We start from the raw sequence: 12,757 nt of genomic DNA, 5'->3' as shown, positions 1-12,757 counted from the left end.
GAAGTCAGCTGCCGCTCAGTGCGCGAAGCGCGGTGGCTCAGTGAGCGAAGTGCCTTGTCCCGGTGAAGTACATCGTGACTCCGGCCGCATCGGCGGCGGCGATGGAGAGTTTGTCGTTCACCGACCCACCGGGCTGCACGACGGCCCGCACTCCGGCCTCGAGCAGCACTTCAAGCCCGTCCGGGAAGGGGAAGAAGGCATCGGAGGCGCCCACCGAGCCGCTGGCCCGGTCACCGGCCCGCGACACGGCCAGGCGCGAGGAGTCCACCCGGTTCACCTGACCCATGCCGATACCGACGGTGGCGCCGTCGCTGGCCAGCAGGATCGCGTTCGACTTCGCGGCCCGGATGGCCCGCCAGGCGAACTCCAGGTCGGCCAGCTCCTGCGCCGATGCCGGTGTTCCGGTCGCCAGCGTCCAGCTCGCGACGTCGTCGCCGGGCGCGTCGACCCGGTCCGTCTGCTGCATCAGCAGGCCGCCGGAGATCGGACGGATCTCGGTGGACGCACTGTCGCTGATCGGCGCCGCGACGAGAACCCGCAGGTTTTTACGGGCCGAAAGCACCTCGACCGCGCCCTCCTCGTAGGACGGGGCGACGATCACCTCGGTGAAGATCTCGGCGACCTGCTTGGCCATCTCGATGCTCACCGCGACATTGGTGGCGATGACTCCACCGAAGGCACTCACCGGGTCACAGGCGTGCGCCTTGCGGTGCGCCTCGGCTACATCGGCGCCGACCGCGATGCCGCAGGGGTTGGCGTGCTTGATGATCGCCACACACGGCTCGGTGAAGTCGTAGGCGGCCCGGCGGGCGGCGTCGGCATCGACGTAGTTGTTGTAGCTCATCTCCTTGCCGTGCAGCTGGTCGGCCTGGGCCAGCCCCTCGGTGCCGTCGTGGGAGACGTAGAGAGCGGCCTGCTGGTGCGGGTTCTCGCCGTAGCGCAGCACCGCGGCCCGCTCCCAGGAGGCGCCGACCCAGCCCGGGAAGGTGCTGGTCGGATCCGGGACGACCACACTGCCGAGCCAGCTGGCGACCGCAATGTCATAGGAGGCGGTGTGGCGGAAGGCCTGGGCCGAGAGAGCCTGGCGCGCCGGCAGGTCGAAGCCACCGGAGCGCACCGCGCTCAGGACGTCCGCGTACATGGACGGGTCGGTAACGACGGCGATCGAGCCGTGATTCTTGGCACTGGCCCGGACCATCGCCGGACCGCCGATGTCGATCTGCTCGATGACCTCGGGCTGGCTTACGCCGCTGGCCACCGTCTCGCGGAACGGGTAGAGGTTCGACACGAGCAGCTGGAAGGTCTCGATGCCGAGCTCGTCGACGGTGGCGACGTGCTCCGGATCGTTCTGATCAGCCAGCAGCCCGGCATGCACCTTCGGGTGCAGCGTCTTCACCCGGCCGCCGAGGATCTCCGGAAAGCCGGTGACGTCCTCCACCGCGGTGACCGGCACGCCGAGCGAGCGGATCCGCGCCGCGGTGGAACCGGTGGAGACGATCTCTACCCCGGCGTCATTGAGGCCACGAGCCAGCTCGTCGAGTCCGGTCTTGTCGTAGACGCTGATCAGCGCCCGTCGAACGGCAATCTTCGTCATGCGTGTATCTCCCTGTTCTTCGCGCGAGCGCTCATCACGGCGATCGCTCCGCTCCTCGCTCGCTGACGCTCGCTACGATGCTCACTCACTGAATGTCCCTGTTCTTCGCGCGAGCGCTCATCACGGCGATCGCTCCGCTCCTCGCTCGCTGACGCTCGCTACGATGCTCACTCACTGAATCTCCTTACAGAGTCGACTGATCGTGTCGACGTACAGCGGCTTCTCGGCGGCCTGGATGCGGTCGCGCAGGGTGTCCTCACTGTCGTCGTCCAAGACGGCGACAGCGGCCTGGGCCAGGATCGGGCCGGTGTCCAGCCCCTCATCGACCCGGTGCACGGTGACCCCGCTGACCTTGACGCCGTGGGCCAGCGCGTCGCGGATCGCGTGTGCGCCCGGGAAGGCGGGTAGCAGCGAGGGGTGCGTGTTCACCAGAGTGAACCGGGACACGACCGCCGGACCCAGGATCCGCATGAAGCCGGCGAGGCAGACGATATCCGGCCGGTGGCGGCCGATCGTGTCGGCCAGTGCTTCGTTCCAATCGATGCGACTGGGGTAGTCGGTCAGCGATTCGGTGAACGTCGGGACACCGGCGGTGACGGCCCGATCCAGGGCGGTGCAGCCGACGACGTCGGACCCAAGCGCGACTACGGTGCCGCCGAACTCCTCGGCCGCCGCCGCGTCGATGATGGCCTGCGCGGTGGTGCCGCTTCCGGAGGCGAGGATGACGAGACGGGCTGGCACAACAGGAAACTTTACCGGGGAATTTCGGGCTAGCTGACCCGCCGGCTGATCGCGGCCGCCGCGGCCGCCTCTCGGGTCGCGGCAGGCGTCCGCAGGGGCTCCGGCGACGGGACGGAATCGACGGCGGCCCGAGGCGACTTCACCAAGGAGACGGTCGGTGCCAGTACGGGTACGGTCTCGGCCGCACGACCGTGGCCGGCGATCCAACGCCAGAGTTCCACCCCACCGACCAGGGCGAGCGTCACCACGGCCGTCTCGCCGGTCACCACGCCGGCGACCTGCCAGGCCGAGGCCCCGACGGTGCGCAGGCGCTGGGCGCCGATACCCCCGCCGCCGAGCAACGCCAGCAGACCCATCAGGAGACCGGCTCCGACGCTGGAGACGAGGCTGGCCAGCAGCAACCGGCGCCCGGGCAGGTGGGCGCGCAGCAGCATCCGGGTCGCCATCCCACCCGCCGCGATCATCGTGGAGAGCATCAGCGCCAGCACGGTGACGCTGGCCGAGTGGCCGGTCGGCAACACGCCGAGCAGCGGGAAGGCCGGCAGCACCGCGTGCGAATTGGCGAACGGCGAGAACGAGCCGCCATGCCCGACCGTGAAGCCGGGTCCGGCCAGGTAGGAGGAGGAGGCGATGACCGCGTTGGGGGTCGAGAGCGCGCCCAGGAGCGCGATGGGAGCCCCCGACAGCCCACCGCCGACCTCCCGGGAGAGCTGCATGACCCGACTGGCGTGAGTGATCAGCGACCCGACGGCGAGCAGGCTCCCCGCCGTCAGATAGACGCAGACCGAGACGGCGGCGGCCCGAGCGGCGGCGGCCAGCCAGCGGGGTGTCGCCGGCAGCGCCACATAACGCAGCGCTGAGGCGCCTGAGGCGAACCCACAGACGAGCGCGCTGCCCAGCAACGTCGGCAGCATCGTCACGTAGGTCGAGCCGAAGCGGGCGTAGCCGCAGAGCGCGGCACAGACGGCCGCGTAACAGCCGATCTGCAGCAGCAGAGCCAGCGATAGCCGGCGCGGGTCGGCCCCGACATCGTCGGCTGGCTCCTCCGGATAAGCGTCGTCCTGCTCTTCGTACTGACCCGCTTCGTACTGACCCGCAGTCTCCAGCTGGACCGCCGCACCCAGCTGCGTGCCAGCCCGCCAGCAGAGGCAGCCGACGGCCAGCAGCATGCCTAGCGGCAGGAAGGCGACCCGGGTGCCGGCGAGCACGACGCCGTCGAGGCTGCCACCGTGGTGGGCGATCAGGAAGGCGAAGACCCCGGCCTTCAGCACCGACCCTGGGCGTCCAGAGGCGGCCGCGTCGGGTAGCCAGCAGAGCAGCGCGATTCCAACCGCAATCGCCGCACCGATGCTCGCCGCGGCCAGGCCGGAGCCCGCCGCGACCCGCCAGATCGAGGGCGGATAGACCTCCGAAGCAGCCGGTCGGTTGCTGGAGGCAGACATGCATCCAGGCTGACAAACCTTGCCGTCAATTCACCGCAGGCTCGCCGGAGGTCGGCTGCGCAGCAGTGATGAGTCAGCGAAGAGCAGATCCAGCGACGCGCAGAGTCAGGCAAAGGCCGCGCCTCAACTGGCGTGCCGGGCCCGCCGTGGCGTCGCCGCGTCGACACTCGGTGCCGCCTCACCCTGGACGGCCGCACCTTCGCGCTCGGCGGCGGCGGCCCGCACCTGAGTCAGACGCAGCCAGGAGCACACCAGCCCAGCGAGGATCAGCAGCAGCGCGGCCCAGTAGCCGTAGCCGTGACCGTCGGAGACCGGGCGCGGAAAGAGCGAGTCGTTGGCGGTGAAGCGGAACGACGGGATGACGAAGTACGCGCCGATCGCCGCCACCGCTGAGAGGGCGTAGCCGAGGACGACGGCGATTCGCATCGGCACCGAGCGTCCCTTGTTCAGCACGAACACCGAGACGAGTAGCAGCAGCGAGGAGCCCGCGGCGAGGACGGTCGAGATCTCACCGTAGATGCCGCTCCAGCCGGTCCAGGCCCCCGAAGCGCGACGAGAGCCGGCGAAATACTGATCGAAGTCGTGGATGTAGTAGTAGAAGAACGAGACCGCGAGCACGGCCAGACCCGCACCGATGGCGATCCAGTCGGTGATGCGCAGATCCCGGGGGACGAGCGCGACCGCCTCCTTCTGCTTACGCCAGCCCGCCTGCTGGCCACCGTGGGACCAGGTCCGCTGCGCGACGGGCTTCTCCTCTACCGGCTTGGCAGGTTGGGAGATCGGCGCAGGCAGCGGCGGAATAGGTTCCGTGCGCAGCTCATCGGCCGGTGACTCACCAGCCGACCCCTGTGCCGCCATCAGACCGCCCTTGGAAGGAGAACGCCGCTCTGCCGGGTGCTTCGCCGCGGAATGCCTGCCCATTCTTAACCCCCTGGCCGCACAACTGCAATCAGTTGTGCGCGCGGAAGTGCAGGAACTGGACAGTTGACAGCGTCGCTCCTAAAGCGATGACGAGCAAGCTGAACCAGTAGGCGTACCCGTGACCGTGTTCCTGGGCGAAGAAGACGACGTAGCTGTTCAGGGAGCCCTTCGGCACCGAGAAGAGGGCCGAGACGACGCTGACCAGGGCAACCAGGTAGAGCCCCAGGACCGTGCCCCGCAGACCGACCGATCGTCGCAGTTGCGGCACCATCAGCCCGCAGCCGAGTACGGCGGAGGCCGCGATGGCGCAGAAGGCCGCGAGCCAGCCGTAGACACCGCTCCAGGCGTTGGTGCTGTGCTGGTGAATCACCGAGACCACGTCCAGGCTGTAGGTGTAATAGGTGCCGAAGCTCAGCACCAGCGCGGCGAGACCGCAGGCGACGATCACCCAGTCCAGGCGCCCGACCGCGTCGAGGGTGACTTCACGAGAGTGCCGTGGGGCGGCGTGGGCCGAACGTGACGCCATGCAGATTTCCTCAGACTTCGTTCAAAGGTCCAGGACCGACCTCGAGACGCTCTAACAGAAGTCAGCGCCGGACCGCGGTGTGCCGTTGTGCCGACTGGGCACAGACACCGGGTCCGACGCTGACCTGACGTTCGAGGACCGACCTAGCTCAGGTTGGTCACTGCTGAGGATACTGCCCGGGAGGTGGCTGGGTTCCGGGTGGCTGGGTTCCGGGCTGCTGAGTTCCCGGCTGCGTTCCGGGCTGCTGAGTTCCCGGCTGCGTTGCGGGCTGCTGGGTTCCCGGCTGCGTTCCCGGTGTCGGCGACTGGTGGCCCGTCGGCGGTGGCCCGTAGCCAGCGGGCGGCGGAGGAGCGAACCCGGCGGCGGGCGGCGCAAACCCGCCGGGCACCGGCGAGGGGGTGGCCTTCTTCTCCCAGGGCAGCGCCCCACCGGTCTCCTTCAAGCGCAGCACGGAGAGAACCAGCCCCGCAATGACCAGCAGCAGGCTGATCCAGTAGCCGAATCCATGCCCCTTGTCGATGCTGATCCCGAGATCCTCGACCTTCGAACCGTCACCGGGATCGGGGACCACGAAGAGGGCCAGCAGGACGCAGAGGGTCGCCAGCGCGTAGCCACCGAGCACCGCCAACCGCACCGGAACCGGCGGCTTCACCGTCGGCAGGAAGATCGACACGGCGAGCAGCACCGACGCCGCTAGCGCCACGAACATGCCGAACCAACCGAAGAAGCCGTGCCAGGCGCTCCACGATCCGCTCGACGATCCGAAGTTCGCAAACGAGACCGAGTAGGAGTAGTAGCTGACGAACGAGAAGAGAAGCAGCAGCGGACCGGCGGCCAGAATGCCCCAATCCATCGGGTTGACCGCCTTCACATCAACTCCGCCCACAGCCTGCGGCGGAGCCTGCCACTGCTGCTGCGGATATCCGGTCGGCGGCTGTGGGTAGCCGGCCGGCGGCTGCGGCGGCTGACCGAACGGGGCCTGCCCATAGGCCGGCGGCTGGCCGTACTGCGGCGGTTGGCCGTAAGGCGGGGCCTGCCCATACGGGGGCGGCGGCGCCTGCCCATACTGCGGCGGGGGCGGCGGGTTCTGGCCGTACTGCGGGGCCGGTGGAGCCTGCGGCGGTGGCGGTGGGGGCGCCCACTGCCCCGGCTCGCCCGGAGGCGTCACCCCGCCCGGCGGCGAACTCGGTGGCGAGTTCGGAGGCTGATCGCCGGGCTGTTGACCCGGGTCGGGCGGCTGAAACGTCATTGGGTGTCTCCTAGTCCCGTGCTGTGAGGCTCTGTTGAAAACTTATCCCTCGCGGGGAAGCAAACAAAGCAGGCACCCCAGAGAGCCGAGTTGACGGGCCCTGATACCGGGGTGCCTGCTTGATGCCCAGCTACGTGTTGCTTAGGGCAGAGCTAAGTGTTGCTTCTCCGAGCTGTCGCCGGAGTCGATCTAGCTAGCCGATGAGCTCGCGCATCAGCCGTGCCGTCTCGCTCGGGGTCTTTCCGACGCGGACCCCGGCGGCCTCCAGGGCCTCCTTCTTGCCCTGCGCGGTGCCGGCGCCGTCGGAGACGATGGCCCCGGCGTGGCCCATGGTCTTACCCTCCGGCGCGGTGAAGCCGGCGACGTAGCCGACGACCGGCTTGGTGACGTTCGCCTTGATGAAGGCGGCCGCCCGCTCTTCGGCGTCGCCGCCGATCTCGCCGATCATCACGATGGCCTCGGTGTCCGGGTCATCCTGGAAGGCCTGCAGGCAGTCGATGTGAGTGGTGCCGATGACCGGGTCGCCACCGATGCCGACCGCGGTCGAGAAGCCGATGTCACGCAGCTCGTACATCATCTGGTACGTCAGGGTGCCGGACTTCGAGACCAGTCCGATCTTGCCCGGGCCGGTGATGTCGGCCGGGATGATGCCGGCGTTGGCCTTTCCGGGGCTGATCAGACCGGGGCAGTTCGGGCCGATGATACGAGTGGACTTGCCCTGGTTGTAGGACCAGAAGTAGGTCGAGTCGTGCACCGGGACGCCCTCGGTGATCACCACGGCGAGGCCGATCGCGGCGTCGATCGCCTCGATGACGGCGTCCTTGGTGAACGGCGGCGGGACGAAGAGCACGGAGACGTCAGCACCGGTCTCGGCGATCGCCTCGGCGACGGTGCCGAAGACGGGCAGCGTCGCCGAGTCGAAGTCGACCTTCGTTCCGGCCTTACGGGCATTGACGCCACCGACGACCTGGGTGCCGGAGGCGAGCATGCGGGCGGTGTGCTTCATGCCCTCGCCGCCGGTCATGCCCTGCACGATGACCTTCGAGTTTTCGTTAAGGAAGATAGACATCTACTCAGACTCCCGCGTTCGCAAGTTCCGCAGCCTTCGCTGCGCCGTCGTCCATAGTGGTCGCCAGCGTCACCAACGGATGCGCGGCATCATTGAGAATCTGCCGTCCGAGTTCGACGTTGTTGCCGTCGAGTCGCACGACCAGGGGCTTGGTGGCTGCGTCGCCGAGAATTCCCAGCGCCGCCACGATGCCGTTGGCGACCGCGTCGCAGGCCGTGATTCCGCCGAAGACGTTGACGAAGACGCTGCGCACGTCGGGGTCGGAGAGGATGATCTCCAGGCCGTTGGCCATCACCTCGGCCGAGGCGCCGCCGCCGATGTCCAGGAAGTTGGCCGGCTTGACGTTGCCGTGATTCTCACCGGCATAGGCGACGACGTCCAGGGTGGACATCACCAGCCCGGCGCCGTTACCGATGATGCCGACCTCGCCCTCGAGCTTGACGTAGTTGAGGTGCTTCTCCTTGGCGCGCTGCTCGAGCGGGTCGGTCGCGTCGAGGTCGACGAGGTCCTCGTTGGCCGCCTGGCGGAAGTTCGCGTTGTCGTCCAGCGTCACCTTGCCGTCGAGGGCCTTGACCTCGCTCGGACCGCCGTCGGCACCCTTGACCAGGGCCAGCGGGTTCACCTCGACGAGGGTCGCGTCGGAGCCGACGAAGGCATCCCAGAGCTTCACCAGCACCTCGGCCACCTGCTCGGCAACCGACTCCGGGAACTTGCCGGCGGCGGCGATCTCCCGCGCCTTGGCCAGGTCGACGCCGGTCTGCGCATCGACCGGAACCTTGGCCAGCGCATCCGGACGCTCCACCGCGAGCTGCTCGATCTCCATGCCGCCCTCGTAGGAGGCCATCGCCAGGAAGGTGCGGTTCGAGCGGTCCAGCAGGTAGGAGACGTAATACTCCTCCTCGATCTGGGCACCGGGGTCGATGAGCACCTTGTGCACGGTGAGGCCCTTGATGTCCATACCCAGGATCTCGCCGGCCAGCGTCTCGGCGTCGGCGGGGCTCTTGGCGACCTTCACGCCGCCGGCCTTTCCGCGACCACCGATCTTCACCTGGGCCTTGACGACCGTGACGCCGCCGATGCGCTCGGCGGCGGCCTTCGCCTCGGCGGGCGTCGTGGCGACCTCGCCGAGTCCGACCGGGACTCCGTACTTCTGGAACAGCTGCTTGGCTTGGTACTCGAACAGATCCACGCTCTTTGTTGTCCGTTCTACGCAAAGTTAACGATGGGTAGGAAAGCTGGTGGTGATGCTGGGTGCATCGCCCCGCGAGCACATGTAGTTCCGCACGCGAAAAACTACGCCAGACTAAGCCTGAATCACCTCGGTCGAGGCGTTGCTGAGACCGGTCTCACCTAACGGGCCCACGTTCTGCGCCACCCAGTCAACCACCTCCGTGGTTGTGGCGCCGGGCGTGAATATCTTGGCGACGCCCAGCTCGTTCAACAGCGGAATGTCCTCCGCGGGGATGATTCCGCCGCCGAAGACGACTACGTCCTCCAGCTGATTTACCCGGAGCAACTCCATTATTCGGGAGAAAAGGGTCATATGCGCGCCGGAGAGGATGGAGACGCCGAGGGCGTCGGCGTCTTCGTGCAGCACGGTCTGCACGATCTGCTCCGGCGTCTGATGCAGACCGGTATAGACGACCTCCACCCCGGCGTCTCTTAGCGCTCGGGCGATGACCTTGGCACCACGGTCATGGCCGTCCAGTCCCGGTTTCGCAACCACGATTCTGAGTCGCACGGCACGCTCCCTGTGTCTCGGCGTCGTTCGGTATCACTCGCACGCGGGTGGGCTCTGCTTGAGCAGTACACCCAGGCTAGGCCGAAATTCTCAACCACTAGTCGGAAATTCCAAAGATTGGACTAGTTGAGAGCGCATAGAAGTCGAGTTTTGGCATAGATTGACGATTCGTATCGCCGGTTAGCGGGCAGGTTGAGCTGGTGCGGCGCACGATATCGGTTGGGTAGGCGGCCACCGGGTGGCCGAAGTGGAGGACTCTGTGACGGGAGTGGAGGTGAGCGCCGTGAGGCACGGCTGTCGTCGGTGACGAGCGTGGTCGGCGAACTCTGGCGCGCGCCCTACCGGCTGACCCGGGTCACCATTCGTGGGGCCGCCCGCTCAACGGCCGGGGTCGTCACCCTCGCCGGCGACGTCGTGCGAGCCAGTTCCAAAGAGGCCGCGACAGCGGCGGCGCATGTGGTGTTGTATCCGGCCGGGCTGTTGTCCGAGGCCGACCGCACCGTCGACCCGCGTTTCCGGATCGACAACCTGACCCCGGTTACCCGCGGCCTGATCCTGAGCGACATCGAGGCGCACGGCACGCCGATCGTGCTGGTCCATGGGCTGGTCGACAATCGTTCGGCCTTCGCCGTGCTGCGGCGCGCGCTGCGTCGGCGCGGCTTCGGCCGGATCAGTACGGTGAACTACTCGCCTCTGACGGCCGATGTGCCGAGCGCGGCGGCTCGACTCGGCCGCCACATCGAGCGAATCTGCGCGCAGAGCGGGTACGAGAAGGTGCACGTGGTCGGGCACAGCCTCGGCGGGGTGATCGCGCGGTACTACGTGCAGCGGCAGGGCGGCGACCGCCGGGTGGACACCCTGGTGACGCTCGGCTCACCGCATCGGGGCTCAAACCTGGCGCGCCTCTTTCCCTTCTTCGTTGCCCGGCAGCTGCATCCGGGGTCGCGCGTGATCCGGGACTTGGCCAAGCCCGCCCGCTGCAGCAGTCGCTTCGTCGCAATCTGGAGTGACTTCGACGAGGTCATCATTCCGGCCGCGAACGCCCGGCTCGATCACCCGGACCTGAAGGCGGTGAACATCCGCGTGCACGGGGTCGGCCATCTGGCGCTGCTGGTCGACTACGACGCGGTGCGCTCGGTGATCGAGATTCTCTCCGGACGCGGAGCAGTCGGGCCGAACTGGGAGCGGAGGCGGGCGACGGGCCCCCACGCCGCCTTCAGCGGTGTCCACGACCGCCGGCGGCGCGGGCTGGGTGCACCGGCCTTCTCTGAGCAGGTCGAAGACGACCAGTCCCGGGACCCAGCGGCCGGCGAGGCGGCGACGGCCGCTGCGGACGAGGCGGACGCGGTGATCCTGGCCGAAGCGGTGTGGGCCATCGGCGGCCCGGTCGAGTTCTGATCGTCTCGTCGAGTTCTGATCGAGCCCAGTGACCGGCAACGAGTCTGACCCTCGACAACCTCAGATCGTGCAGTTGCTGCGATCTCCCCTGCACCGCTACGCCGGGCGCCCGGCCGACGGCCCGGTCGCCGGCGGAGGTGACGAGCTGGTGGAGTCGATCTCGATACGGGCCGGGCTGGGAATCGTCGGGGACCGCTACTTCGCGGTACCGGCCCATCGGGACGCTGCGGTCACCATCATGACGCTGGACGCGCTGCTGCCTCTCGCGGCGCTCGTCGCACTTGATGCCGACGACGACAGGCGGAAGGCCGTCGGCCTGACCGAGACGCGGCGCAACATCCTGCTCGACGGGATCGACATCGACGCGGCGGTCGGAGGAATCCTCACGCTTGACAGCGGGGCCGGTCCGGTGCGTTTCAAGCTCAACCGGGCCGCCAACCCGTGCCGCTGGATGGACACCGAGATCGCACCGGGTTCCTGGAAGGCGCTCCGCGGCAAGGGTGGGGCGCGCTGCACCCCGTTGGACGACGGCGAATTGCGACTTGGGCCTGTGCGTGGTGAATTCGAACTTGGGCCCCGACTGGGCCGCAGCGACTACTAGACCAGTGGGCGATCGGTGGGGCGGATCGGCGACGGGAGATCGGTCGCACCCTCCAGGAAGGCATCCACCGCCGCCGCACACGCTCGTCCCTCGGCGATCGCCCAGACGATGAGGCTCTGACCGCGTCCGGCGTCGCCGGCGACGAAGACCTTGGAGACATTGGTCGACCAGTTGCCGTCACGCACGACGTTGCCGCGCGCGTCGAGCGACACCCCCAGCTCGGTCAGCAGTCCATTCTGCTCGGGGCCGGTGAAGCCCATCGCCAGGAAGACCAGATCGGCCTCGAGAACTGTGTCGCTACCCTCGACCCGCTCGAAGCTCATCCAGCCGTCCTCGAACTTCTGCACGACCTCGTGGAAGCGAAGCCCGGTCAGCGCGCCATCCGGACCCTTGAGGAACTCCTCAGTGTTGACGCAGTACAGCCGCTCGCCACCCTCTTCGTGAGCCGAAGTCACCTTGTAACTCAAGGGGAAAGTCGGCCACGGGTTCGTTTCAGGGCGGCCATCGACCGGCCGGGCCAGGATCTCGAACTGGTGAATGGACTCAGCCCCCTGCCGGTGGGCCGTGCCGAGGCAGTCCGCTCCGGTGTCGCCGCCGCCGATGATGACGACCTTCTTACCCTTGGCGTTGATGGCGACCTCGTCAACGGCGAGGTCGCCCTCTTGCGCCCGGTTGGCCAGCGGCAGGTACTCCATCGCCTGGTAGATGCCGACCGCATCTCGACCAGTCGCCGGAAGGTCACGACTCACTGTCGCGCCGGTGGCGATCACCACGGCGTCATAGTTGGCATTGAGCTCGTCGACGGTTATGTCCACGCCGACATTGACGTCGGTACGGAACTGCGTCCCCTCCGCGCGCATCTGCTCCAGACGCCGCTCCAACTGGTGCTTCTCCATCTTGAACTCGGGGATGCCGTAGCGGAGCAGCCCGCCGATGCGATCAGCCCGCTCCAGCACGACCACGCTGTGTCCGGCGCGAGTGAGCTGCTGGGCGGCGGCGAGGCCGGCCGGGCCGGAGCCGATGACCGCAACCGACTTGCCGGTGCTCTTGGAGGCCATCACCGGCGCCACCAGACCAGCTTCCCAAGCGCGGTCGATGATGCTGACCTCGATCTGCTTGATCGCCACCGGATCCTGATTGATCCCGAGTACACAGGCGCCCTCACAGGGAGCGGGGCAGAGACGCCCAGTAAATTCTGGGAAATTGTTCGTCGCGTGCAGTCGCTCAATGGCCGCCTGCCACTGCTCGCGGTACACCAGGTCGTTCCAGTCCGGGATGATGTTGCCGAGCGGGCAACCGTTGTTGCAAAACGGGATGCCACAGTCCATGCAGCGACTGGCCTGGTTCTTCAACGACTGCGCCGGGAAGTCCTCGTAGACCTCTTTCCAGTCCAGCAGACGCACCGGCACCGGACGACGCGGTGGCGTCTCCCGGCCGTACTCCAAGAATCCAGTGGGCTTACCCATGGCGGGCTC

The 12,757-nt window shown here is 67.8% G+C and carries 12 protein-coding genes; 2 read left to right on the top strand and 10 right to left on the bottom strand.

Features of this window, described 5'->3' with window-relative positions; genetic code table 11:
* Positions 1-37: 37 nt before the first annotated feature.
* From purH to CPH63_RS06950, 9 genes are all read right to left on the bottom strand, one after another.
* Positions 38-1,594 carry a bifunctional phosphoribosylaminoimidazolecarboxamide formyltransferase/IMP cyclohydrolase gene (gene purH / locus CPH63_RS06990; RefSeq protein ID WP_096302229.1) on the bottom strand — a complete coding sequence of 519 codons (1,557 nt, stop codon included), beginning with the start codon at positions 1,592-1,594 and terminating at the stop codon, positions 38-40.
* 171 nt (positions 1,595-1,765) lie between these two features.
* The gene (gene purN / locus CPH63_RS23140; RefSeq protein ID WP_096302227.1) at positions 1,766-2,335 is read right to left on the bottom strand and encodes a phosphoribosylglycinamide formyltransferase; all 570 of its coding nucleotides are present in this window, start codon (positions 2,333-2,335) and stop codon (positions 1,766-1,768) included.
* Between the two features lie 29 nt (positions 2,336-2,364).
* A complete protein-coding gene (locus tag CPH63_RS06980; protein WP_096302225.1) occupies positions 2,365-3,777 on the bottom strand; it encodes a DUF6350 family protein in 1,413 nt (470 codons plus the stop codon).
* A gap of 123 nt (positions 3,778-3,900) precedes the next feature.
* The gene (locus tag CPH63_RS06975) at positions 3,901-4,635 is read right to left on the bottom strand and encodes a hypothetical protein (RefSeq protein ID WP_096302223.1); all 735 of its coding nucleotides are present in this window, start codon (positions 4,633-4,635) and stop codon (positions 3,901-3,903) included.
* A gap of 91 nt (positions 4,636-4,726) precedes the next feature.
* Complete coding sequence (locus tag CPH63_RS06970) at positions 4,727-5,224, bottom strand: hypothetical protein (protein ID WP_096302221.1); 498 nt, start codon at positions 5,222-5,224, stop codon at positions 4,727-4,729.
* Positions 5,225-5,381: 157 nt separating this feature from the next.
* Positions 5,382-6,473, bottom strand: coding sequence for a hypothetical protein (locus tag CPH63_RS22930; protein WP_157749348.1), 1,092 nt, complete (start codon positions 6,471-6,473; stop codon positions 5,382-5,384).
* A 193-nt stretch (positions 6,474-6,666) separates the two neighbouring features.
* Positions 6,667-7,542, bottom strand: a complete 876-nt coding sequence (gene sucD, locus CPH63_RS06960) for a succinate--CoA ligase subunit alpha (protein WP_096302219.1) — start codon at positions 7,540-7,542, stop codon at positions 6,667-6,669.
* Positions 7,543-7,546: 4 nt separating this feature from the next.
* Positions 7,547-8,731 (bottom strand): ADP-forming succinate--CoA ligase subunit beta, encoded by a 1,185-nt coding sequence (gene sucC / locus CPH63_RS06955; protein WP_096302217.1) that lies wholly within the window; start codon positions 8,729-8,731, stop codon positions 7,547-7,549.
* Between the two features lie 114 nt (positions 8,732-8,845).
* Positions 8,846-9,283, bottom strand: a complete 438-nt coding sequence (locus CPH63_RS06950) for a cobalamin B12-binding domain-containing protein (RefSeq protein WP_096302215.1) — start codon at positions 9,281-9,283, stop codon at positions 8,846-8,848.
* Positions 9,284-9,586: 303 nt separating this feature from the next.
* Between CPH63_RS06950 and CPH63_RS06945 the strand changes: the two genes are divergently transcribed.
* Together CPH63_RS06945 and CPH63_RS06940 are read left to right on the top strand one after the other, a co-directional pair.
* On the top strand, positions 9,587-10,681 hold the full coding sequence (locus tag CPH63_RS06945) for a triacylglycerol lipase (RefSeq protein WP_197704607.1): 1,095 nt from the start codon (positions 9,587-9,589) through the stop codon (positions 10,679-10,681).
* 67 nt (positions 10,682-10,748) lie between these two features.
* Positions 10,749-11,282 carry a molybdenum cofactor biosysynthesis protein gene (locus CPH63_RS06940; protein ID WP_197704606.1) on the top strand — a complete coding sequence of 178 codons (534 nt, stop codon included), beginning with the start codon at positions 10,749-10,751 and terminating at the stop codon, positions 11,280-11,282.
* Here CPH63_RS06940 and CPH63_RS06935 read toward each other — a convergent pair.
* On the bottom strand, positions 11,279-12,748 hold the full coding sequence (locus CPH63_RS06935; protein WP_096302212.1) for a glutamate synthase subunit beta: 1,470 nt from the start codon (positions 12,746-12,748) through the stop codon (positions 11,279-11,281). The two genes, CPH63_RS06940 and CPH63_RS06935, sit on opposite strands and share 4 nt — an antisense overlap.
* Positions 12,749-12,757 lie beyond the last annotated feature (9 nt).

Origin of the sequence: Jatrophihabitans sp. GAS493 (genome assembly GCF_900230215.1) — a bacterium.
Lineage (GTDB): Bacteria > Actinomycetota > Actinomycetes > Mycobacteriales > Jatrophihabitantaceae > MT45.
The sequence above is the reverse complement of the archived record's forward strand: the minus strand, read 5'-3'. Positions and strand labels throughout refer to the sequence as shown.

What these genes read in the sequence shown, in the direction of transcription:
- purH (WP_096302229.1), bottom strand. Translation starts at nt 1,594, where the DNA reads ATGACGAAGATTGCCGTTCGACGGGCGCTGATCAGCGTCTACGACAAG.
- CPH63_RS06980 (WP_096302225.1), bottom strand. Translation starts at nt 3,777, where the DNA reads ATGTCTGCCTCCAGCAACCGACCGGCTGCTTCGGAGGTCTATCCGCCC.
- CPH63_RS06975 (WP_096302223.1), bottom strand. Translation starts at nt 4,635, where the DNA reads ATGGCGGCACAGGGGTCGGCTGGTGAGTCACCGGCCGATGAGCTGCGC.
- CPH63_RS06970 (WP_096302221.1), bottom strand. Translation starts at nt 5,224, where the DNA reads ATGGCGTCACGTTCGGCCCACGCCGCCCCACGGCACTCTCGTGAAGTC.
- CPH63_RS22930 (WP_157749348.1), bottom strand. Translation starts at nt 6,473, where the DNA reads ATGACGTTTCAGCCGCCCGACCCGGGTCAACAGCCCGGCGATCAGCCT.
- sucD (WP_096302219.1), bottom strand. Translation starts at nt 7,542, where the DNA reads ATGTCTATCTTCCTTAACGAAAACTCGAAGGTCATCGTGCAGGGCATG.
- CPH63_RS06935 (WP_096302212.1), bottom strand. Translation starts at nt 12,748, where the DNA reads ATGGGTAAGCCCACTGGATTCTTGGAGTACGGCCGGGAGACGCCACCG.